17 protein-coding genes are annotated in these 21,988 nt (G+C 66.2%); 8 read left to right on the plus strand and 9 right to left on the minus strand.

Annotated elements, in window-relative coordinates:
- Positions 1 to 11: 11 nt before the first annotated feature.
- The 6 genes from AB7531_RS34525 to AB7531_RS34550 all read right to left on the minus strand — a co-directional run bounded on the left by AB7531_RS34525 (position 12) and on the right by AB7531_RS34550 (position 8,519).
- The gene (locus tag AB7531_RS34525; RefSeq protein ID WP_063985129.1) at positions 12 to 2,021 is read right to left on the minus strand and encodes a methyl-accepting chemotaxis protein; all 2,010 of its coding nucleotides are present in this window, start codon (positions 2,019 to 2,021) and stop codon (positions 12 to 14) included.
- Between the two features lie 294 nt (positions 2,022 to 2,315).
- A complete protein-coding gene (locus AB7531_RS34530; protein WP_063985130.1) occupies positions 2,316 to 4,325 on the minus strand; it encodes a HAMP domain-containing methyl-accepting chemotaxis protein in 2,010 nt (669 codons plus the stop codon).
- Positions 4,326 to 4,595: 270 nt separating this feature from the next.
- Complete coding sequence (locus AB7531_RS34535) at positions 4,596 to 7,142, minus strand: HWE histidine kinase domain-containing protein (protein WP_063985131.1); 2,547 nt, start codon at positions 7,140 to 7,142, stop codon at positions 4,596 to 4,598.
- Positions 7,139 to 7,723, minus strand: a complete 585-nt coding sequence (locus AB7531_RS34540) for a biliverdin-producing heme oxygenase (RefSeq protein WP_063985132.1) — start codon at positions 7,721 to 7,723, stop codon at positions 7,139 to 7,141. The genes AB7531_RS34535 and AB7531_RS34540 overlap by 4 nt, the downstream gene beginning before the upstream one ends.
- Positions 7,724 to 7,854: 131 nt before the next feature.
- A complete protein-coding gene (locus AB7531_RS34545) occupies positions 7,855 to 8,022 on the minus strand; it encodes a DUF1127 domain-containing protein (RefSeq protein ID WP_084795279.1) in 168 nt (55 codons plus the stop codon).
- 53 nt (positions 8,023 to 8,075) lie between these two features.
- Positions 8,076 to 8,519, minus strand: coding sequence for a nuclear transport factor 2 family protein (locus AB7531_RS34550; RefSeq protein WP_063985133.1), 444 nt, complete (start codon positions 8,517 to 8,519; stop codon positions 8,076 to 8,078).
- Positions 8,520 to 8,610: 91 nt separating this feature from the next.
- On the opposite strand from AB7531_RS34550, the gene AB7531_RS34555 reads away from it, so the two are divergent.
- On the plus strand, positions 8,611 to 9,534 hold the full coding sequence (locus tag AB7531_RS34555; protein WP_063985134.1) for a LysR family transcriptional regulator: 924 nt from the start codon (positions 8,611 to 8,613) through the stop codon (positions 9,532 to 9,534).
- Positions 9,535 to 9,733: 199 nt separating this feature from the next.
- On the opposite strand, the gene AB7531_RS34560 is transcribed toward AB7531_RS34555, so the two are convergent.
- The gene (locus tag AB7531_RS34560; protein ID WP_063986629.1) at positions 9,734 to 10,354 is read right to left on the minus strand and encodes a glutathione S-transferase family protein; all 621 of its coding nucleotides are present in this window, start codon (positions 10,352 to 10,354) and stop codon (positions 9,734 to 9,736) included.
- A 140-nt stretch (positions 10,355 to 10,494) separates the two neighbouring features.
- On the opposite strand from AB7531_RS34560, the gene AB7531_RS34565 reads away from it, so the two are divergent.
- A complete protein-coding gene (locus tag AB7531_RS34565; RefSeq protein ID WP_063985135.1) occupies positions 10,495 to 11,772 on the plus strand; it encodes a flavin-dependent oxidoreductase in 1,278 nt (425 codons plus the stop codon).
- A gap of 261 nt (positions 11,773 to 12,033) precedes the next feature.
- Here the strand turns inward: AB7531_RS34565 and AB7531_RS34570 are convergent, their stop codons facing one another.
- A complete protein-coding gene (locus AB7531_RS34570) occupies positions 12,034 to 12,456 on the minus strand; it encodes a PaaI family thioesterase (RefSeq protein ID WP_063985136.1) in 423 nt (140 codons plus the stop codon).
- 52 nt (positions 12,457 to 12,508) lie between these two features.
- Positions 12,509 to 13,648: an A/G-specific adenine glycosylase gene (gene mutY / locus AB7531_RS34575; protein WP_231144350.1), complete on the minus strand. Its 1,140-nt coding sequence runs from the start codon at positions 13,646 to 13,648 to the stop codon at positions 12,509 to 12,511.
- Between the two features lie 128 nt (positions 13,649 to 13,776).
- On the opposite strand from mutY, the gene AB7531_RS34580 reads away from it, so the two are divergent.
- From AB7531_RS34580 to AB7531_RS34605, 6 genes are all read left to right on the plus strand, one after another.
- On the plus strand, positions 13,777 to 14,268 hold the full coding sequence (locus AB7531_RS34580; RefSeq protein ID WP_063985137.1) for a DUF721 domain-containing protein: 492 nt from the start codon (positions 13,777 to 13,779) through the stop codon (positions 14,266 to 14,268).
- Positions 14,269 to 14,407: 139 nt separating this feature from the next.
- Positions 14,408 to 15,064: a DsbA family protein gene (locus AB7531_RS34585; RefSeq protein ID WP_063985138.1), complete on the plus strand. Its 657-nt coding sequence runs from the start codon at positions 14,408 to 14,410 to the stop codon at positions 15,062 to 15,064.
- A 218-nt stretch (positions 15,065 to 15,282) separates the two neighbouring features.
- Positions 15,283 to 18,747, plus strand: a complete 3,465-nt coding sequence (smc, locus tag AB7531_RS34590) for a chromosome segregation protein SMC (RefSeq protein WP_063985139.1) — start codon at positions 15,283 to 15,285, stop codon at positions 18,745 to 18,747.
- Between the two features lie 154 nt (positions 18,748 to 18,901).
- Entirely contained in the window at positions 18,902 to 19,879 is a 978-nt protein-coding gene (locus tag AB7531_RS34595; RefSeq protein ID WP_063985140.1) for a small ribosomal subunit Rsm22 family protein, read from the plus strand.
- 137 nt (positions 19,880 to 20,016) lie between these two features.
- Positions 20,017 to 20,577: a LemA family protein gene (locus AB7531_RS34600; protein ID WP_014497379.1), complete on the plus strand. Its 561-nt coding sequence runs from the start codon at positions 20,017 to 20,019 to the stop codon at positions 20,575 to 20,577.
- Between the two features lie 32 nt (positions 20,578 to 20,609).
- Positions 20,610 to 21,812: a M48 family metallopeptidase gene (locus tag AB7531_RS34605; RefSeq protein WP_063985141.1), complete on the plus strand. Its 1,203-nt coding sequence runs from the start codon at positions 20,610 to 20,612 to the stop codon at positions 21,810 to 21,812.
- The last annotated feature ends 176 nt before the right edge of the window (positions 21,813 to 21,988 follow it).

Consider the following 21,988-nt stretch of genomic DNA (forward strand, 5'->3'; position numbering starts at 1 on the left):
GCGTTTGCGGCTCAGGCGGCGTGGACCGAGCTCAGGAACTTCGCGACTTCCTGCTTCAGCCGGTTGCTGTCTGAAGACAGCGAGCGCGCCGCTGAGAGCACCTGCGAGGAGGCCGAGCCGGTCTCGGAGGCGCCGCGCTGCACGTCGCCGATATTGGTCGACACGCGCTGCGTGCCATGGGCGGCCTGCTGGACGTTGCGGGAGATTTCCTGTGTGGCAGCGCCCTGCTCTTCCACGGCCGCCGCGACCGTCGACGAGATCTCCGACAGCCGCTCGATGGTGCCGCTGATCTCCCGGATCGAGCCGACCGACTCCTCCGTCGCGGCCTGGATGCCGGAGACCTGCTGGGCGATCTCGCCCGTGGCCTTCGCGGTCTGCTCGGCCAGCGCCTTCACCTCGGAGGCGACCACGGCAAAGCCGCGACCGGCCTCGCCCGCACGCGCCGCCTCGATCGTCGCGTTCAGTGCCAGCAGATTGGTCTGGCCGGCAATCGTGCTGATCAGCTCGACCACGTCGCCGATACGGGCGGCGGCCTTGGACAGCTCACCGACCCGTTCGTTGGTCCGCGTTGCCTGACCCACAGCCTCGCTGGCGATGCGGGCGGATTCCTGCACCTGGCGGGCGATCTCCGAGACCGAGGAGGACAGTTCCTCGGTCGCCGAGGCAACGGCTTGCACATTGGCCGAGGCCTCCTGGGAGGCGCTGGCGACTTCCGTCGACAGATCCTGGGCGCGCGTTGCCGTCGTGGTCAGGGTGCCCGCGGAAACCTCGAGCTCGTTTGATGCCGACGACACGGTGTCGACGATCTCGCCGACCGCTCGTTCGAACTGATTGGCCAGGTTTCGCATGTCGGCCTTGCGGCTCTCCGCCTGCCGCGCCTCGACCTCGACCTGCTCGTGGCGCAGGCGGTCGGTCTCGACCATGCTCTCCTTGAACACCTGGATCGCCTTGGCCATCTCGCCGATCTCGTCGCGATTGCCGCGGCCGGGGATCTCGACCTTGAGATCGCCACCGGCGAGGGCTCCCATCGCCCGGGTCATCGTGGTCAGCGGTCCGACGATGCTGCGCGCGATCAGGAAGGCGACGAGGCCGCCGAACAGGACCGCAAGGCCGCCGGCGACTTCCTGAATCCAGGTCGTGCTGGCAATGACGCCATCGGCGGCCGCGCGCGATTTCTGGTAGTCGGCCTTCAATCCGGTCTCCGCCACCTTGAGCCTGTCGACGCTATCGCTGATCAAGGGGGCGATCTCGTTGCGGTAGATTTCATCGGCCTGGAGGATTGCGGCGGATGTCGTCTCGAAAGCCCCCTTGTAGGTCGAAAGTGAACTCTTGATCGGCCCGAACGCGGCCTTGACCTCGTCCGGCAGACCGGCCCCCTCAAGTGACTTGAGTGCTTGCTGCGCCCGATCGACATTGGTCCTGAAGGTCGCCGGCCCCTTCGCGTCCCGGACGGCGAGGAAACGCCAGTTTGAGACACGAACAAGGAGGATCTTGGATTCGAGATCGGCGACGGGGGCGGTCACGCTGGTGTCGCCGGTTGCACCCGCGGCCTCGACCAGCTTGCCGGTGTTAGCGGTGAGCTCGTCGCCGCCGGCGAGCAAAGTGGCCTTGCCTTTCGTCGTCTCGTTGACGGCAGCGCCCATGCGCTCGCGCAGGGACTTCATCTTGTCGACGTCGCCGACGAGGCCATTGTAGATCTTGAGCCGCTCCTCGGAGACCGTCGACTTGGCCGCGGCCCTCAACAGCTCGGCCGTCGCCGCCTCCCGCTCCGCAGCCTCCTTGAAGGCCGGCTCGTTGGCGTCATAGATGTAACGCAAATTGGCACGCCGCAGCGCCTGGAGGTTAATCGAGATTTCCTGGACGCGGGCGGTGTTGTCCGAGAGCGCGGAGAGCCGTGCCATCTGGCCCTGGACGGCCCACAAATTCCAGACCGCAACCGCGGCCATGATCAAACCAACGACCACGAGAACCGAAAATCCGGCGTAGAGACGCCCCCGAATTCTCAAACGCAAGCTCGGCATCACTGTCCACCCATTGCAGCAGAAAAGCAGAAGCAGCCGACGACCTTCGCGCGATTGCAACGACAGATCATTGCAACCACGCCTCCGAGAATCGCGCTGCGCTGCCGTACAATGCGGAACAATTGTTAATTGCGGCTGTATTTTACCGGTGTCGAATACGGAGAAGCCGACGAAGACACCACCGTATTCCGGACATCAAGCGGTGGCGCGCGATCGATGTCCTCATCCTACCACGCCGCCATGGCAGGTCCACGCGCATGCGCGTGGACCTTTGCTTTTGCGGGTCCGCGCCGATCAGGCAGCGTGGACCGAGTCCAGGAACTTCGCGACTTCCTGCTTCAGCCGGTTGCTGTCTGAAGACAGCGAGCGCGCCGCCGAGAGCACCTGCGAGGAGGCCGAGCCGGTCTCGGAGGCGCCGCGCTGGACGTCGCCGATATTGATCGAGACGCGCTGCGTGCCATGGGCGGCCTGCTGGACGTTGCGGGAGATGTCCTGCGTCGCCGCGCCCTGCTCTTCCACGGCGGCGGCAACCGCCGACGAGATTTCCGACAGCCGCTCGATCGTGCCGCTGATCTCCCGGATGGAGCCGACCGACTGCTCGGTCGCGGCCTGGATGCTCGAAATCTGCTGGCCGATCTCGCCGGTCGCCTTCGCGGTCTGCTCGGCCAGCGCCTTGACCTCGGAGGCGACCACCGCAAAGCCGCGGCCGGCCTCGCCGGCGCGCGCGGCCTCGATGGTGGCGTTCAGCGCCAGGAGGTTGGTCTGGCCGGCGATCGTGCTGATCAGCTCGACCACGTCGCCGATGCGGGCGGCCGCCTTGGACAGCTCGCCGACGCGCTCATTGGTCCTGCTCGCCTGCCCGACGGCCTCGTTGGCGATCCGGGCGGATTCCTGCACCTGGCGGGCGATCTCGGTGACCGAGGAGGACAGCTGCTCGGTCGCGGACGCCACCGCCTGCACATTGGCCGTGGCCTCCTGTGACGCCGACGCCACCTCGGTCGACAGATTCTGTGCGCGCGTCGCGGTCGTCGTCAGGGTGCCCGCCGACGCCTCCAACTCGTTCGATGCCGACGACACGGTGTCGACGATCTCGCCGACCGCCTGCTCGAACTGGTCGGCGAGCCGGACCATGTCGGCCTTGCGGCTCTCCGCCTGCCGCGCCTCGGTCTCGGTCTGCTCCGTGCGCAGCCGTTCGGTGTCGATCATGTTGGTCTTGAACACCTCGATCGCCTTGGCCATGTCGCCGATCTCGTCGGCCTTGCCGCGCCCGGGAATCTCGACCTCGAGATTGCCGCCGGCCAGCAGCCCCATCGCGCGCGTCATCGAGGTCAGGGGACCGACGATGCTGCGGGCGATCAGGAAGGCGACGATCAATCCGAACAGGGTGGCAAGGCAGCCAGCGATCGCCTGCACGGTGGTCGTGCCGTCAATCACGGCTTCGGCCTGGCTGCGCGACTCCTTGTAGTCCTTCTTCAGGGCGGCTTCCGCGACCTTGAGCTTGGCGATGCTGTCGACGATGAGGGGCGCGAGGCTCTTGTGGTAGATCTCGTCGGCCTGGAGCATCGCGGCCGACGTCGTCTCGAACGCGGATTTGTAGATTCCGAGTGAGGTCTTCACCGGCGCGAGCGTCGTGCGCAGTTCGGTCGCCTGCGGGCTCTTTTCGAGCGCCGAGAGGCGCTGCGACGCCCTGTCCACATTGGTTCTGAAGTTGGCGGGCCCCTTGCTGTCGCGCAGGGCCAGGAAACGCCAGTTCGCGATCTGGACGAGAAGGAGCCTGGATTCGAGATCCGCAACGAGGGCCCCGGTGTCTTCGTCGACGGCTGCGCGCGCCACATCGACCAGCTTGCCCATCTTGACAGTCAGTTCGTCACCGCTGGGCAGCAGCGTCGCCTTGCCGGTCCGCGCCTCGTTGACGGCGTCGCCGAGATTGTCACGCAGGCTTCGCATTTTCGCGATGTCGGCGATCAGATCGTTGTAGAGCTTCCGCCGCTCCTCGGAGAGCGTCCCCTGCGCCCCGACCTTCAACAGCTCGGTCGCCGCGGTCTCCCGCTCTGCGGCCTCCTTCATTGCGGGCTCGCTGGCGTCGTAGATGTAGCGCAGATTGGCGCGCTGGATCGCCTGAAGATGGGTCGAGACCTCCAGGACACGCGCCGTGCTGTCCGAAAACGCCGAAGCCTTTGCGACCTGGTCCTGCACGGACCGCAAATTCCAGATGGCGACCACCGCCATCACGAGACCAACCGCCACCAAGGCCATGAAGCCTGCGTACAGGCGCCCCCTGATCCGCAAACGAAAGTTCGGCATTCCCACTGTCCACCCAGGTGCATGTGAATTCGGGCGGACGAACGACCCCGGCAATCGTCACGGCCACCCCCGGCAGCCGCGAGTCGCTTTTCGGCACCCACGCTGCACCGCGGTACAATGAGGGACACTCGTTAATTGAACCTTCCGATTTTTCGCGCATGTGTGCGCCGGCCCGCCCAAGACCTGCTGATTTTATCGGCAGTTGCGCAGGTTTCGGCGCAAAGCCCGCAGCCGCTTGCAGAGCGCTGCACGCGTCGCCGGGATGGATGTCTATTGGGCGACCGTCCCCTGCAATTTGCCGAGCGCGTTCTCGACGACTTCCAGCGTGTAGGGCTTCTGGACCACCGGCGCGGACGCCAGCTCTTCCGGGATCGGCGCGCGCTCGCCATAGCCGGTCGCGAACATGAAGGGCACGCCGATCTCCTTCAGCTTCTCGGCCACCTTGATGCTGCTCTCGTTACCGAGGTTGAGATCGAGCAGCGCAAAACCCGGACGCGTGCGCTCGATCGCGCGCAACGCCTGGTCGACGCTCGCCGCAGTATCGACATGGCGGGCACCGAGATCGAGCAGGATGACTTCCGCCGCCATGGCGATGATCAGATTGTCCTCGACGATCAGTGCCGTCTCGGAAATTCGCGGACGGGCGGGTTGCTGCTCCTCGACGCGCATGGCGGCTCCTCCGATTGATGGCACCAGTTCGACAAAATTGGGCGGGATGATAAACTTGGCCTGGACCCCGAGCAGGTCGAAGCGGATTTCGGCTTCGCCCTTGAGGTCGAAGGGGACGGAACGCTCGATGATGGTGGTCCCGAAGCCGCGGCGCGACGGCGGCTGCACTGGCGGACCGCCGCTCTCCTTCCATTCGATGACAAGGCTTGAAGACGGATCGAGACGCCACACCACCTCGACGCTGCCGGTGGAATCGGCCAGCGCGCCATATTTGGCGGAATTGGTCATCATCTCGTGCACGACGAGCGCCAGCGTCGCGAACGCCTTGGGATCGAGCGCGACGTCGGGCCCGCCCATCTTCACGCGGCCGGCGCGCGCGCCGAGATAGGCGCCGGCCTCGGACTCGACCAGCGAGCGCAGCGCAACCGGCGCCCAGTTCAAATTGGTGATCTGGTCGTGGGCGCGAGCCAAGGCCTGGATGCGGCCACCGAGCACGCCGGCGAATTCCTCGACCGACGTGGCGGTGTCCTTGCTCTGCGCCACCAGCGCGCGGACGAGGCTCAAAATGTTGCGGACGCGGTGATTGAGCTCGGCGATCATCAGCTCCTGCCGCTCCTGCGCGCCGCGACGCTCGCGGGCGGCAAGGTCGGACAGTTGCAGGATCACTTCGAGCAGCGTGACGCGCAGGCTCTCGGCGATGCGGATGTCGGCCGTGGACCACGGTTTCGACTGGCCCGCCACCGTTTCCTGCCAGAGCTCAAAGCTCTTGCGCGGCGTCAGCCGCGGTCCGTTCGGACCCTCGTCATAGACCTTGTCGGGCGCGCCGGCCCAGTTCACCGAGCGCACGACCTCGCGCCGGAAGAAGATCAGGCAATCGCGCGGAGTCCGTGAGATCGGAATGGCGAGAAATCCCGCCGCGCGGTCGCGAAAGGACTGGCCCGCGGCATAGACCTTGGCAATCTCGGCACTGGCGAAAATCCGTCCCGGCGAGGTTCGGTTGATGAAGGCAACCAGATCCTTCACCTCGTCCTCGGTCGGCGTCTGGCCCTGAAGCGTGATCTTGTTGTCGGACCACACCGCCACGCCGTCGCAATCGATCATCCCGCGATAGTCGCCGAGGAAGTCGACGATCGCGCGCCGGCTGTGCTCATGCGAGGCCGCGGTCTCGATCAACCGCTCCTGCACCTGGTGAGCGCGCATCTCATAGGCGACATTGCCCTCGCGCTCGCGCCCCTCCACGATCCAGGAGAACATCTGCCCGAACAGCTCGGACGCGGTGCGCTTCTCGAACGAGATGTAGCGCGGCGAATAATGATGGCAGGCGAACAGGCCCCACAGCTTGCCGTCACGCAGGATCGACACCGACATCGAGGCGCCGACGCCCATGTTGCGCAGATATTCGATGTGGATCGGCGAGACCGAGCGCAGTACGCTCATGGAGAGATCGAGCAGCCCCGCATTGTGCGTGGCCGTCGAAAACAACGCGGCTGGTTTCGAATTGATATCGGCGATGATGCGCAGCCAGTTGCGCTGATAAAGGATGCGGGCCTGTTTGGGGATGTCGGAGGCCGGATAGTGCAGGCCGAGGAACCGTTCGAGGCCGGCTTCCGCAGCTTCAGCGATCACCTCACCCGATCCGTCCGGGTGAAATTGATAGACCATGACGCGGTCGAATCCGGTCAGGACCTTGAGCTGGCGCGCCGCCTCGCGGGCGAGCTCGGTCATGCCGCGCGTCTTGCGGATTCGCTCCAGCATCAGGCGGACGAGCTCGCCGGAATTGACGCCGGGCTCGTTGACGCTGGGCTCCGCCTCGATGACCAGATAGGCGCCGGAGAAGTGGATGGAGAGATCGTAAGGCGGCTTGCCGGCCTGGAGTTCGACACCGAACATGCGCTCGGTCGTATCGGGGCCGCTGAGATGATCGACGCGGCTGCGAATGGTCTCGACCGCGGCTTCCGAGATGACGCGCGACAACGGCTGCTGGAGCAGGTCGGCGACGTCAGTCCCGAGAAAGCTGTCGACATTGTCGGAGGCCATGCAGATCGTGAAATCCGACAGCACCGTGAGCAGGAAGCCGAACGGCTGGACACTGCCGGGGATGTGGATCGGCTCGCGATCGCAATTGGTGAGATTGACCGCCTCGTTCATGCGCGGTCCGCCGCCTGCTCGAAGGCCGCGAAGGCGAGACGTGCCGACTCGATCGCCTCGTCCTCGTCGCATGCCTCTTCGTTTTGAAGTTTCGCCAGAAAGCTCTGCCAGAGCCGTTTGCCCGCGCCATGGCTGAGATAGGCGGTGGCCTCGCCGATGCGCGGATCGCCCGCATCGGCAACCGCCTTCAGCAGAAACTTTGCGCCGAGCCGGGAGCCCTCCAGAACGTACAACGTGCCGAGCATGCCACTGCGCGTCAGCGGCGGCACGGACACGGTGGATTGCGCGGCGCTGCCGAGCTGCGCGAGATCCGCCGCGATCGCGGCGCTACGCGCCCGCTCCCGCCAATCCGGAAACATCTTGGCGACGCCGGCCTGCACAAGCGCAGCTTCGAGCGGAAGAAGTGCGCCGGCGCTGGCTTGCAGGAAGCGGCGGTAACCGGACAGGACTGTGAGGTCGAACGACGAAAGCTGCGCATCGAGCTCCCGGTGCGCATTCGCAGTCGCATCTCTCAATCGTTCGCGGAGTCCGGAAAAGCTGCGGCCCACCTGTGTTGAAACGTCCGAAACCCCAGCCAGCATGAAATGTCCCAAACGCGTGCAATGCCGGGGCGCGATTGCCCCCGAACCGAGCAAACGCCCGGCGGAACCCGAAGGTTCCGCCGGCTACGATAAAATGGGAGGCAGGCGGCGCCTGGATCTCGTCCGTTTGTCTAACTCCGTCGCACCGGTCTCCTCAGTTCGTACGCGATCTCCGCCCGGGTCATGCCGCAGTCCTGAAGCTCCCGTTCGCTCATGGCGGCGAGCTGGCACCGGGCCCGGGACCGCTCGCGCCTGACATGGACGATCGCTATCAGCCTGCGCCAGATCGACACGACCATCGCCGAACGGGGCCGACGGCACCGGTCGGCGGACGAGATGGTCCTCGATCCGGTCAGCTCGCGGCCCTCACGGGCGTCTGCGGAAACGGACCGAGCGCCTTCTCGGTCAGGGTCGAGTCGCAATATTCCCGGATCTCCTTGATCTTCCCGTCCTCGAGGCGAAACACCAGGCAGTAGTCGTTGTCATAACGAACGCCCTCGGGCGTGACGTTGTCGCCCTTGGCTTCCACCACGACGACGTCGCCATCGGCGATGAAACGGTGAGCCACGGTGCGCGTCCGATCGCGCAAGCGGGTGCGCACATAACCGTGCAGATCGTTGAGGATCGCCTCCTTGCCGGTGAAGGTGCGCGACCAGGAGTACTGTCCGGTCACGACCCATCTGGCATCGTCGGCAAGGCTTGCGGCGAACAGGGCCCGGTCGCGCGCGGCCGGATCGGGGCTGGCGGCGGCGGCAAAGATATCCTGCATCAGTTTCTTGTTGGCGCTCGCGCTCATGGCGGCATCTCCGTTTGGTGGCAACACGGAGATCATCCCCGCCGGATGAGAATTCTTCAAATCGATAGTGGATATGATATCTATTCGCTTCATGAATTTGAATTCGCTTGACCTCAATCTCCTGACCGCGCTCGACGCGCTGCTGCGCGAGGCCAATGTCAGCCGGGCCGCGCTTCGGATCGGGCTGTCGCAGCCGGCCGCGAGCCATGCGTTGCAACGCCTGCGCGACATCTTCGGCGATCCGCTGCTGGTGCGCACCGGCGCGCGCATGGAGCTGACGCCGCGGGCGCAAGCCCTCCGCGCACCGCTGGCCCAGGCGCTCGACCAGGTGCGCGGGCTGTTCATACCCGACGACTTCGACGCCGCGCGCAGCGAGCGGCAATTCCGCCTGATGATGCCTGATCTCGCGGTCGAGCTGCTGATGCCGCCCTTGATGGAGAAGGTGACGCGGGCCGCGCCCAACGTCCGCATCGACGTCGTACCGTGGCGGGGCCCTGCGATCTTTCACGCCGAGTTCGCCCGCACCATCGACCTCGTGATCTCGATCGGCAACGCCTTCAAGGGCTTTCACCGCCAGTTGCTCTACACCGACAGCGACGCGCTGGCGGTGCGGCGCGGCCATCCCATGGCTGCGAAGCTGAAGCGGCGCGAGACGTTCCTGGCGGCACGCCATGTCGGCGTGATCATCCGCGGCCAACCGGAGGATCTCATCGACACCTGGCTGCGGACCAAGGGCATCGAGCGGCACATTTCGCTGGTGGTGTCAGGCTATCTCGAAGCGCTGCACGTCGCCGCCCGCACCGACCTCGTCGCCTTCGTGCCGCGCCGGCTGATCGCGGCGCTGTCGAAGCAGTTCGGCCTCGTCACGGTGACGCCGCCGCTCGATCCAGGGATCGACGAGCAGTTCATGTTCCATCCGACGCGGGCGCAGATGGACCCCGGCTCGATCTGGCTGCGGCGGCTGATGCTGGCGACGGGACGGGAATTGGAGAAGAAGGAACGGCGTGCTGGGTAGGACGCAGCTTCAAAACAAATGGTGTCGTCCCGGACAAGCGCAGCGAAGCGGAGCGCCGATCCGGGATCCATAACCACAGGGCGCGGTTTGGCGAAGACTCGTGGTCGTCAGCTCGTGTCACAACTTCTCCCTGTGGTTATGGGTCCCGGGTCTGCGCTAACGCTTGCCCGGGACGACAGGGGAATATGTGGCCGCGTTCCTACGCCTTCTGCGCGTCCATCACCTTGCGCACGGCGGGGCGGTCTGACATGCGCTTGAAGTGGTCGGCGATCTTCGGCGTCGCGTTGATGTCGACGCTGTCGCCTTCGAGCCAGTGCGAGAGCGTGTGGAGGTAGGGATCGCAGATCGTGAACTGGTCGCCCATCACCCAGGGACCTTTGAACATCTTCTGCTCGATCAAGGAGAAGCAGGCGCCCATGCTCTTCGGCACCATCGCCTTCATGTCGGCGAACGAGCTCTCCTGCGTCGCCCAGCGCGCGCCGCGCATCTTGTGGGCATGGTTGATGTGCGCGGTCGAGCAGAGATAGGAATTGAACGACTGCACCTGGGCGAAGTCGAAGGGATCGTCGAGCGGGGCGAGCTTCGCCTTGGGGAAGGTCTGCGCGATATAGGCCAGCATCGCGGGCGTCTCGGTCAGCACGCCGCGATCGGTCACCAGCGCCGGCACGCGGCCCTTCGGATTGATCGCGAGATAGTCCGGGCTGTTCTGCTGGTTATCCTTGAAGCTCAGCCGTTCAGCCGTGTAGTCGGCGCCGGCCTCCTCCAGGGTCATGTAGGTGGCGAGCGCGCAGGTGCCGGTGGCGTAGTAGAGCTTGAGCATGTCGGACCTCATGGGAAAATTGGAAACTAACGGCTGCGGGCCGCCAGGTCCATAGCACGCTGTTCTAGGTGCTTTGCTCTTCGCAGTTGCCCACCGCCGCCCGCCTGTGCCAAGACGCCTGCAATTGGAGGGGTTTTGTCATGACCGTACTCATCGCCGGTGGCGGCATCGGCGGGCTGACGCTCGCGCTCAGCCTGCACGGAATCGGCGTTCCCGTAAAAGTGTTCGAGAGCGTCGCGGAACTGAAGCCGCTCGGCGTCGGCATCAACGTGCTGCCGCATGCGGTGCGCGAGCTGATCGAGCTCGGGCTGATGGACCGGCTGGACGAAAGCGGCGTGCGCACCCGCGAGCTCGCCTATTTCTCCAAGCACGGCAAGCCGATCTGGAGCGAGCCGCGCGGGCTGGAGGCCGGCTACAAATGGCCGCAATTCTCGATCCATCGCGGCACGCTCCAGCAGCTTCTGCTCGACACCGCGATCGAGCGGCTCGGCCGCGAGAATATCCTGACCAGCCACCATCTGACGGGCTGGACCGAGACGGACAGCGGCGTGCGCGCCAATTTCGTCGACAGGGCGACCGGCAAGGCTGCCGGCAGCTACGACGGCGCGATCCTGATCGCCGCCGACGGCATCCATTCCGCCGTGCGAGAAAAGCTCTATCCGCAGGAGGGACCGCCGATCTGGAACGGCCGCATCCTCTGGCGCGGCGTCACGCCGTCAAAGGCGTTCCTCACCGGCCGCACCATGATCATGGCCGGGCACGAGATCCTGAAATTCGTCTGCTATCCGATTTCGAAGGCGCCGGACGCAGCGGGCAACCATCTGATCAACTGGGTTGCCGAGCGCCACATGCCGCCGACCTATCAGTGGCGGCGCGAGGATTATAACCGCACCGCGCGGCTCGAGGAGTTTCTGCCCTGGTTCGAGAGCTGGCAGTTCGACTGGCTGGACGTCCCCGGCCTGATCGAGAACTGCCCGCACGCCTACGAATACCCGCTGGTCGACCGCGATCCGGTGTCGCAATGGACCTTTGGCCGCGTCACGCTGATGGGCGACGCGGCGCATCCGATGTACCCGATCGGCTCGAACGGCGCCTCGCAGGCGATCCTCGATGCCCGCACCATCACGCGCGAGATCCTGGCGCATGGCCCGACGACCGCGGCGCTGCTCGCCTATGAGGCCGAGCGCAGGCCCGCGACCACCGACCTCGTCCTGCTCAACCGCAAGAACGGCCCCGAGCAGGTGATGCAGCTCGTCGAGGAGCGCGCGCCTGACGGATACGACGTCGTCACCGACGTGCTGTCGCAAAAGGAGCTGGAAGACATCGCCGCCAACTACAAGCGCGTCGCCGGCTTCCAGGTCGAGGCGCTGAATGCGAAGCCGCCGATCGTGAGTGCTGGTGCGCGCGCGAGGGCGTGATGCTCTCGCTCAAAGCGAGATGTGCATGAATGCGCCCTCGCCCCTTGCGGGAGAGGGCAGCGACGCCGGTGGACGCAGGCTCACTCGGGTGAGGGGTCTGTCTCCGCGAGTCCAACTCGCATTTGAGTTCGCGGAGACATACCCCTCATCCGGCGCCATAGCCGAAGCTTCGCTTCGGCGTTCTCTTAAGAACGGCGGCCCGAAGGCCGCCTATGCCACCTTCTCCCGCAAGGGAGAAGGGAAGAGGAATGCGCGGCTCGACTATTTCCCCACCACCCTCGCCGCCTCCAGCAGCCGCTCGCTCGCGCTGGCCGTCGCCAGCACCGTGCCGTCTTCCGCCATCAGCTTCGCCTCGACGAACGCAATCGTCTTGCCGAGTTGCGTCACCTTGGCCTCACCGATGATCGGACCGGGCCTTGCGGGGCTGAGGAAATTCACGGTCATGCTGATCGTGGTGGTGTAGAGCCGGCCCTCGCTCATCACCAGCACGGCCGGCCCCATGGTGTCGTCGAGCATGGCAGAGAGCATGCCGCCCTGGATGAAGCCCGCCGGATTGCAGAACTCGGGCTTACCCTGGAAGGCGAGCCTGATCCAGCCCTCCTCCGGACGGGCATCGAGCAGGCGCCATCCGAGCAGCTCGGCGCAGGGCGGCCTCTTGAAGTTGTCGAGTGCGGTCTTGACCATTGGCAGCCTCCGTATCGGGCGCTGATAGCGTAGCGCTGCTGCCAGCGTGCTGTCAGGAAGGTGGGGCCCTTGAAGGGTCCAGCGCGTGCGCGATCACCTTGCGCATGACGTTGGGCAGCGCTTCACCGGCGAGGGTCGCGATCGGCACCCAGCGCATGCCCTCGGGCGCGCGAGTGCGCGCTTCGGCCTTCGCCGTGTAGACCACCAGCTCCAGCGGAAAATGCGTGAAGACGTGGGTGACGACGCCCACCTTGCGCTGCCAGCGCGACAGTCCCTTCAGGTCCGGCGCCTGCTGCTTCGCCGTCGCGTCTTCCTGGCCGGCCAGCCAGTCCGAGCCCGGGACCTCGGTCATGCCGCCAAGGAGGCCTTTTTCGGGCCTCGAGCGCACCAGCAGCTCGCCGCCGCGCGTCACGACGAAGGCAGCACCGCGCCGCAACGTTCCGCTCTTCTTCGGCGCCTTGCGCGGAAACGTTTCCTGCGTCGCTAGCGCACGCGCGGTGCAACCCTCATTGAGCGGACAGAGCGAGCAGGCCGGCTTCTTCGGCGTGCAGATCGAGGCGCCCAGATCCATCAGCGCCTGCGCGCTGTCGCCGGCGCGAGACGTCTCGTCGCCGGCGCGAGCGTCCGCAAGCAGCGTCGCCGCCAGTTGCTGGATCAGCGGCTTGGCCTGCGGCAGCTCCTCCTCGACGGCGAACAGGCGCGACACCACGCGCTCGATGTTGCCGTCGACCGGCATGGTGCGGCGGTCGAAGGCGATCGCGGCGATCGCGGCCGCCGTATAGGGCCCGATCCCCGGCAGCGCGCGCAGCCCCTCTTCCGTGTCCGGAAACACACCGCCGTGCTCGCGCGTCACGGCGACCGCGCAGGCATGGAGATTGCGCGCGCGGGAGTAATAGCCGAGGCCAGCCCACATCCGCAGCACGTCATCCTGCGACGCCCGCCCCAGCGCCGTGACATCCGGCCAGCGCGCGACGAACTTTTCGAAATAAGGGCCGACGGCTTTCACGGTGGTCTGCTGGAGCATGATCTCCGACAGCCAGACGCGGTAAGGGTCCGAGGTCTCGCCGGGCATCGCGCGCCATGGCAGACGGCGGCGATGGCGGTCGTACCAGGCGAGCAGCAGCGTTGGGCGAGCCGATGCCTCCGACTGAATTGGTTCCGACTTGGCCATTAGTGCCGATTTGGGGCTCATGCTCTCACTGTAGCGGCAACGCGCCGGCCTCTCCACGTCATGCCCGTGCTCGTCGCGGGCATCCACGTCTTTCTTCGCGGAACGCTCCCCAATGGTGAGGCCTGCGCTCCAAGGTGCTATAAGGGTCCATGTCCAAATTCCCTCCCAGACCCGGTCCCATCAGCGCCAAGCCGCTTTCGCTGCTGCTCAACGACGTCTTTGCCGAGGCCTATGCCAAGCAGGGTTTTGCCGCGCGCGAGCTCGTGACCCGGTGGGCGCAGATTGCCGGGCCGGAGATTGCGGCCCATGCCGAGCCCTTGAAGATACAATGGCCGCGGCCGGTCGAGGGCCAGCCGCAGGAGCCGGCGACCCTGGTGCTGCGGGTCGAGGGGCCGATGGCGCTGGAGATCCAGCACTCCGCCGACGTGATCCTGGAGCGGGTCAACCGCTTCTTCGGCTGGAGCGCGGTCGGCAAGCTCGCCTTCCGCCAGGCCCCCCTGTCGCGCGCCCGGCCGCCGGTCCGGCCCGGTCCGCCGGATCCCAAATCGGTGGCCAAGGTGGCGGAGAGCCTGGGGGACATCGAAGATGAAGAATTGAAGACAGCGCTGGCGCGGCTCGGGGCCGCCATCAAGCGAAATTGAGCCTCATTCCGACGGTAATCTGGACCCGTCCCTGTCGCTCGCCATTGCCTCGAACTACGTTTCAAGCTAGCGACAGGCCGCCTGAACGGGAACTCAATAGGACCCTTGGGGCGAGACCACATCAATCCGGGAGCCGACCTTGATCATCACCCGCCGCGCCTTCAACACGATGCTGTCGCTGACCGGTTTTGCCGCGCTCGCCGGGCTGTCGCCGCTGCGGTTCATCTCCGAAGCGATGGCGCAGTCGGCCGCCGATGTGGCCAAGCCCGTGTCGCTGCCCGACATGGCACTCGGTCCCAAGGATGCCCCCGTCACCATCACCGAATATGCCTCGATGACCTGCCCGCATTGTGCGGCGTTCAACGAGCAGGTGTTCCCCAAGATCAAGTCGGAATACATCGACACCGGCAAGGTGCGTTACATCTTCCGCGAGTTCCCGCTCGACATCAAAGCCGCCGCCGGCTCGATGCTGTCGCGCTGCATCGCCAAGGACGACGCGCCGAAATATTTCGCGGTCACCGACATGCTGTTCCGCCAGCAGAACGACTGGGTGCTGAAGAACACCACCGAGACCCTGACGCGGATCGGCAAGCAGGCCGGCCTCACCCAGCAGCAGGTCGAGGCCTGCCTGAAGGACCAGGCGCTGCTCGACAAGATCGCCGCCGACCAGAAATACGCCAGCGACGTTCTGAAGGTGGATTCGACGCCGACCTTCTTCATCAACGGCGAGAAGATCAAGGGCGAAGCCTCGTTCGATGAATTCGCCAAGAAGATCAATCCGCTGCTGAAGAGCTGATTTTCCCCGCTCAACGCCTGATTCGCATCTCGAAAGCCGTATCTTTCCCGGCATAAATCCCTTGGGAAAAGCGGCTTTCGCCGGTTGCCCTCGCGGCGCACCGCGGCCATTGTCCGACCGCATGAGGCGCCTCGCGCGACTCACCCAGAGAGTGACATTGCCTTCCATGGTATTGTCCCGGCAGGGGGATTCGCGCCTGCCAACAGAGATGCGTGCTTATGAAAATCACCCGCCTGCGCCTTCACGGCTTCAAGTCCTTCGTTGAGGCCACCGACTTCGTCATCGAGCCCGGCCTGACCGGCGTGGTCGGACCCAACGGTTGCGGCAAGTCGAATCTCGTCGAAGCGCTGCGCTGGGCGATGGGCGAGACCTCGTACAAGTCGCTGCGCGCGGCCGACATGGACGCGGTGATCTTCGCCGGCTCCGGCAACCGTCCTGCGCGCAACCACGCCGAAGTGACGATGACGATCGACAACACCGATCGCACCGCGCCGGCGGCGATGAACGACAGCCAGCTGCTCGAAATCTCCCGCCGCATCGAGCGCGAGGCCGGCTCGGTCTATCGTATCAACGGCCGCGACGTGCGTGCGCGCGACGTGCAGATCCTGTTCGCCGACGCCGCCACCGGCGCGCGTTCGCCCGCCCTCGTCCACCAGGGCAAGATCGGCGAGATCATCCAGGCCAAGCCCGAGCAGCGCCGCCGCGTGCTGGAAGACGCCGCCGGCGTCGCCGGCCTGCACGCCCGCCGCCACGAGGCCGAATTGCGGCTGAAGGCGGCCGAAACCAACCTCACCCGCGTCGAGGACGTGATCGGCCAGCTCGCCGGCCAGATGGAAGGCCTGAAGAAGCAGGCCCGCCAGGCCGTGCGCTATCGCGAGGTCGCGGCCAAGGTCCGCAAGGCTGAAGCCACGCTGTTCCACCTGCGCTGGATCGGCGCGCATGCCGACGTCAACGAATCCGGCCAGACCCATGATCTCGCGGTTCGCGAGATGGCCGAGCGCACTCAGCACCAGGCCGAAGCCGCCCGCATCCAGGCGATCCGCGCCACCGAAATGCCGGCGCTGCGCGATGCCGAAGCGCGCGCCGCGGCCGGGCTGCAGCGCCTGACCAATGCCCGCGAGCTGCTCGACCGCGAGGAAGAGCGCGCCAAGGAGCGCGTCGCCGAGCTCGAGCGGCGCCTGGCCCAGTTCGAGGGCGACATCTCCCGCGCCCAGCAGCAGACCATGGACGCCGACGTCGCGCTCCAGCGGCTCGACACCGAAGACGCCGAGCTGAAGGAAGAGATCAAGTCGCGGGTCGAGAAGCGCTCCGGCGTCGACGAGCGCGTCGGCGAAGCCGAGGCGGTGCTGACCGAAACCGAGCACCAGTTCGCCGAGCTCACCACGGCGCTCGCCGACCTCACCGCCAAGCGCAACCAGCTCGAGGCCAATGTCCGCACCCATCGCGACAAGCTCGCCCGCCTCGACCAGGAGATTTCGAACGTCGCGGCCGAGGAGCAGAAGCTTGCCGACGAGACCGGCGGCTTCGGCGATCTCGACGAGCTGACCGCAACGGTCGAGAACGCGGAGCAGACCCTTGCCGCTTCGGAAGCCGCGGCCCAGGCCAGCGAAGCTGCGCATGTTGCCGCGCGCCAGACGCTGGAATCCTCACGCTCACCGCTCGTCGAAGCCGACAAGCGCGTGCAGCGGCTCGATACCGAAGCGCGCACGATCTCCAAGATCGTCAACGGCGAGACCAAGAATCTGTGGCCGCCGATCATCGACGGCATCACCGTCGACAAGGGCTTTGAGAAGGCGATCGGCGCAGCTCTCGGCGACGATCTCGACGCGCCGGTCGATCCGTCCGCGCCGATGCGCTGGACCAATGCCGGCGTCACCGACGGCGATCCGGAGCTGCCCGAGGGCGTCGTGCCGCTCGCGAGCCACGTTCAGGCGCCCGCCGAGCTGGCGCGCCGCCTGGCGCAGATCGGCGTGGTGCCGCGCGAGCGCGGCGCCGAGCTGGTCTCGCAGCTCAAGACCGGCCAGCGGCTGGTCTCGCCCGAAGGCGACGTCTGGCGCTGGGACGGCTTTGTCGCCGCAGCCCACGCCCCGACCGGTGCGGCACGGCGCCTCGCCGAGCGCGCCCGCCTCGTCGACATCGAGAACGAGCTGGAGCAGGCCCGCATCGACGCGCAGATCAAGCGTCAGGCGCTGGAGAACGCCGAGTCCGAGCTGCAGATGGCCGCCAGCACCGAAGGTGCGAGCCGCGAGGCCTGGCGCGCCGCCCAGCGCGAGGTGAACGTCGCGCGCGAGCGCCATGCCACCGCCGAGCGCGAGATCAGCCGCCGCGCCGCGCGCAAGGCGACGCTGTCGGAAGCCCATAGCCGTCTCGCCGCCGACCGCGCCGAGGCCGAGGCCGCGTACGAATATGCCGAGGCCGGGATCACCGAGCTGCCGTCGAGCGAGGACACCGAAACCCGTCTCGCCGCCGTCCGCAGCGACATCGAAGGCCATCGCCGTATGGCCGCCCAGGTCCGCGCCGAGGCGCAGGCGCTGGCGCGCGAAGCGGAGCTCGCCGACCGCCGCGTGCAGGCGATCCTCGCCGAGCGCACCGAGTGGCAGAACCGCAAGGAGAGTGCGGCCTCTCACATCGACACCATCCAGACCCGCATCACCGAGGTCTCGATCGAGCGCAGCGATCTCGAAAACGCGCCCGCCGTGTTCGCCGAGAAGCGCAGCGCGCTGATCACCGAGATCGAATACGCGGAAAACGACCGCCGCATGGCCGCCGACGCGCTCGCCTCGGCCGAGACCGCGATGGCCGAAACCGATCGCGTCGCCAAGCTGACACTCGAAGCGCTGTCGAGCTCCCGCGAGGCCACCGCGCGCGCCGAGGAACGCATGGAAGGCGCACGGCGCCGGCTCGAGGACATCGAGCGCGAGATCCGCGACATGCTGGAGGTCGAGCCGCAGGCCGTTGCCGGCCTCGCCGAGATCGAGCCCGGCGCCGAGCTGCCGCCGCTGCACGGCATCGAGGAAGACCTCGAAAAGATGCGCCGCGACCGCGAGCGCCTCGGCGCCGTCAACCTGCGCGCCGAGGAAGAGCTGCGCGAGGTCGAGACCCAGCACACGGGCCTCGTCACTGAGCGCGATGACCTCGTCGAAGCCATCAAGCGGCTGCGCCAGGGTATCCAGAGCCTCAACAAGGAAGCGCGCGAGCGGCTCCTGACCTCGTTCGAGGTCGTCAACAACCACTTCAAGCGCCTGTTCGTCGAGCTGTTCGGCGGCGGCGAGGCCGCGCTGCACCTGATCGAGAGCGACGACCCGCTCGAAGCCGGTCTCGAGATCATCGCAAAGCCGCCGGGCAAGAAGCCGCAGACGCTGTCGCTGCTTTCGGGCGGCGAGCAGGCGCTGACCGCGATGGCGCTGATCTTCGCGGTGTTCCTCACCAACCCCTCGCCGATCTGCGTGCTGGACGAAGTCGACGCACCGCTCGACGACCACAACGTCGAGCGCTACTGCAACCTGCTGCACGAGATGACCAGCTCGACCGACACCCGCTTCATCATCATCACGCACAACCCGATCACGATGGCGCGGATGAACCGGCTGTTCGGCGTCACCATGGCCGAGCGCGGCGTCTCGCAACTGGTGTCGGTGAGCCTGTCAGAGGCGGTGGACATTCTCGACCAGAACGTGGCGTGAGCCTCCGGTCGTTCCACACCCATTGACGTCATCATCCGCCTTGTGCGCAAATTGCGCACTGGAGCGGATGATCCAGTACGCCGCGGGCTCTCGGTTGACGGCGCCGTCTCGGAATACTGGATGCCCCGCCTGCGCGGGGCATGACGATGAGAAAATGATCTCACCCACCCTCCCCGCTGAGCTAAAAGCAGCCCTCGACGGCAAGCTCCAGGGCTTCTCCCGCACCGACGCCGCACAGCGCTCGCAAAAAATCTCGACCGCCTATCGCGCAGGCGGCACCTCCGGCACCATCAAGTCGGAGGCCGACGCGCTCGCCTATGCGCTGGCGCGGATGCCGGCAACCTATGCGGCCGTGGCGGCCAGCCTGAATGCGCTGACCGAGATGGCGCCGGACCTCGCCCCGGAAACCCTGCTCGACGTCGGCGCAGGCCCGGGCACCGCGAGCTGGGCCGCTGCTGAGGCCTTTCCGTCGCTGCAGGATTTCACCCTGCTCGACGCCAACGCCACCCTCAGCCGTCTCGCGCTCGAACTCGCGCATGACAGCACGCGGCTCGCTGATTGCCGCTATCTGCCGGGCGACGCCGGCACCAACCTCGCGGAAGCCTCGCAAGCCGATCTCGTCGTCGCGAGCTACGTGGTCGGCGAGCTCAGCGAGGGTGATCAGCGCAAGCTGGCGGAAACGATGTGGGCGAAAGCACGCCACGCGCTGGTCGTGATCGAGCCCGGCACACCGGCCGGCTACGCCCGCATCCTGGCACTGCGCCAGCAACTGATCGCGCTAGGTGCCTACGTCGCCGCGCCCTGCCCGCACGAAAAACCCTGCCCCCTCGTAGCGCCCGACTGGTGCCATTTCAGCCAGCGTCTGCCGCGCTCGCAGGCGCACCGGCAGATCAAGGGCGCCGACGTGCCGTTCGAGGACGAGCGCTTCATCTACATCGCCCTGACCCGGACAGCGCCCGCAACACGCGCCGCGCGCGTGCTGGCGCCGCCGGATGTCGGCAAGGCCGAGATCACCGCAAAGCTCTGCACGGAGGGCGGCCTCGCCATCACCAAGGTCTCGCGGCGCGACAAGGCCGCCTATGCAAACGCCCGGCGCTGGCGCTGGGGTGACGCGGTCATTGCCGAAAGTTAACTTCGTCGGACGCTTTTGCCTTGAACTCGGATGGTTCCCCATTCGACCAAGTCTTACCTTCCTCTGCGCCGGGCTCTCGTCCTGTGCCAATTTGGTCTAGGCTGCGCCCGCCTTCTTCCCCCCTTCAGGAGTTCTCCATGTCGACCGGCTGGATCGTTCTCGGCGTCATCGTCGTCCTCGTGTTCCTGGCGTTCAGCGCCTACAACCGGCTGGTGGCGCTGGGCCAGCGGGTCGGCCAGGCCTTTGCCGACATCGATGTGCAGCTCAAGCAGCGCCACGATCTGATCCCAAACCTGGTCGAGACGGTGAAGGGCTATGCCTCGCATGAGCGTGGCACGCTCGACGACGTCATCAAGGCGCGCAACTCGGCGATGTCCGCACAGGGGCCGGCACAGGTATCCGCCGCCGAGAACCAGCTCTCCGGCGCGCTCGGCCGGCTGATCGCGCTGTCGGAGGCCTATCCGGACCTCAAGGCCAACGCCAACTTCCAGCAGCTCGCCAGTGAGCTCTCCGACCTCGAGAACAAGATCGCGGCGAGCCGCCGGTTCTTCAACAACGCGGTCCAGGAATACAACACCGGCATCCAGCAGATGCCCGCCGCCCTGTTCGCCGGCATGTTCGGCTTCACCAAGAAGGACTTCTTCGATCTCGGCGCCAGCCGCACCGAAGTCGAAGCCACTCCGCAGGTGAAGTTCTGAGTTGAGCCGATAGGCCGGCAGGGCATCGCGTCATGGCCGCGTATGGTCTCTACACGCACATCGCCTCGAACAAGTTTCGTTCGATGCTGCTGCTCGCCGGCCTGTTCATGCTGGTCTACGTGCTGGTCTATGCCGGCGCGCTGGTCGCCGAAGTCGTCATCAACAGCAATGGCACTGTCGCCTACTATCTGAGCCGCGCTTTCCACGACCTCATCGTCGCCGCGCCGTTCGCGACGATCGCGGCGGCGGTCTGGATCGTCATCGCCTATTTCTTCCACCAGTCGATGATCGATGCCGTGACCGGCGGCCACGACGTCACCCGGCAGGAAGAGCCGCGGCTCTACAATCTGCTCGAAAACCTCTGCATCTCGCGCGGCATCACCATGCCGAAGCTGAAGATCATGGAAAGCCCGGCGCTGAACGCGTTCGCGACCGGCCTCAATCCGCGGCAATATTCGATCACCGTAACCACGGGTCTCCTCAATGCGCTCAACGACAAGGAGATCGAGGCGGTGCTGGGCCACGAGCTGACCCACATCAAGAACGGCGACGTCCAGCTCATGGTGGTCGCCGTCATCATCGCCGGCGTGGTCGGCTTCTTCGGCGAGTTGTTCTTCCGCCTGTTCACGAGCTTCAACTGGAGCTCCGGCTCCGGCGGCTCGTGGTCGTCGGGCTCGTCCTCATCGTCGCGATCATCCTCGTCATCGAGCGAAAGCAAGAGCTCCGGCGGCGGCGCGGTGATCGTGATCATCATCGCGGTCGTGTTGATCGTGGTGGCGTGGCTATTGTCGCAGGTGGTGAAGCTCGCGCTGTCGCGTTCGCGCGAATATCTCGCCGACGCAGGCTCCGTCGAGCTGACGAAAGATCCGGACGCCATGATCTCGGCGCTGCGCAAGATCGAGAACCGCGGCGAGCTGCCGGGCGCGACCTCGGCGGTGATGGAGCTCTGCGTCGACAATCCGCGCGAGGGCTTTGCCGATTTGTTCGCGACCCATCCCTCGGTGCAGTCCCGGGTCGACGCGCTGGTCAAGTTCGCCGGCGGCCATGATCCCGGCCCGCTGCCGCCGCCCGACGAGGCGGACGAGCCTGAGGCACAGGTTGAGCGGCAGGGCGGCCCGCCGCCGTTGCGCCAGGGGCCTTGGGACGATGCAGGCGGCTCGGCCAGTCCGCCGCCCGTACCCGCACCCTCCGGAACTGCAGCCGGCAATCCGATGGGTCCATGGGGCCGTCGTTAAGGGCGGGATTTTAAGCGACTTGCGAAGGGTTGCGTTGCGATTGGGAAAAACCTCGGAAATTGCCACAACCATAGGCCGAGGATTTGAATTCTCCCTTGTTTCTGCCATGTTCGCGCCCAACAGCAGACTTGGGACATCGATTTGGGGCCCGACCGATTGCAAGGCGCAATCGGAGG

Origin of the sequence: Bradyrhizobium sp. 63_E2_N1_3 (assembly GCF_052076005.1) — a bacterium.
GTDB classification, from domain to species: Bacteria; Pseudomonadota; Alphaproteobacteria; order Rhizobiales; family Xanthobacteraceae; genus Bradyrhizobium; species Bradyrhizobium barranii.

Coding starts and splice junctions, on each gene's coding strand:
- AB7531_RS34525 (WP_063985129.1), bottom strand. CDS start 2,021: ATGCCGAGCTTGCGTTTGAGAATTCGGGGGCGTCTCTACGCCGGATTT.
- AB7531_RS34530 (WP_063985130.1), bottom strand. CDS start 4,325: ATGCCGAACTTTCGTTTGCGGATCAGGGGGCGCCTGTACGCAGGCTTC.
- AB7531_RS34535 (WP_063985131.1), bottom strand. CDS start 7,142: ATGAACGAGGCGGTCAATCTCACCAATTGCGATCGCGAGCCGATCCAC.
- AB7531_RS34540 (WP_063985132.1), bottom strand. CDS start 7,723: ATGCTGGCTGGGGTTTCGGACGTTTCAACACAGGTGGGCCGCAGCTTT.
- AB7531_RS34545 (WP_084795279.1), bottom strand. CDS start 8,022: ATGGTCGTGTCGATCTGGCGCAGGCTGATAGCGATCGTCCATGTCAGG.
- AB7531_RS34550 (WP_063985133.1), bottom strand. CDS start 8,519: ATGAGCGCGAGCGCCAACAAGAAACTGATGCAGGATATCTTTGCCGCC.
- AB7531_RS34555 (WP_063985134.1), top strand. CDS start 8,611: ATGAATTTGAATTCGCTTGACCTCAATCTCCTGACCGCGCTCGACGCG.
- AB7531_RS34560 (WP_063986629.1), bottom strand. CDS start 10,354: ATGCTCAAGCTCTACTACGCCACCGGCACCTGCGCGCTCGCCACCTAC.
- AB7531_RS34565 (WP_063985135.1), top strand. CDS start 10,495: ATGACCGTACTCATCGCCGGTGGCGGCATCGGCGGGCTGACGCTCGCG.
- AB7531_RS34570 (WP_063985136.1), bottom strand. CDS start 12,456: ATGGTCAAGACCGCACTCGACAACTTCAAGAGGCCGCCCTGCGCCGAG.
- mutY (WP_231144350.1), bottom strand. CDS start 13,648: ATGAGCCCCAAATCGGCACTAATGGCCAAGTCGGAACCAATTCAGTCG.
- AB7531_RS34580 (WP_063985137.1), top strand. CDS start 13,777: ATGTCCAAATTCCCTCCCAGACCCGGTCCCATCAGCGCCAAGCCGCTT.
- smc (WP_063985139.1), top strand. CDS start 15,283: ATGAAAATCACCCGCCTGCGCCTTCACGGCTTCAAGTCCTTCGTTGAG.
- AB7531_RS34595 (WP_063985140.1), top strand. CDS start 18,902: ATGATCTCACCCACCCTCCCCGCTGAGCTAAAAGCAGCCCTCGACGGC.
- AB7531_RS34600 (WP_014497379.1), top strand. CDS start 20,017: ATGTCGACCGGCTGGATCGTTCTCGGCGTCATCGTCGTCCTCGTGTTC.
- AB7531_RS34605 (WP_063985141.1), top strand. CDS start 20,610: ATGGCCGCGTATGGTCTCTACACGCACATCGCCTCGAACAAGTTTCGT.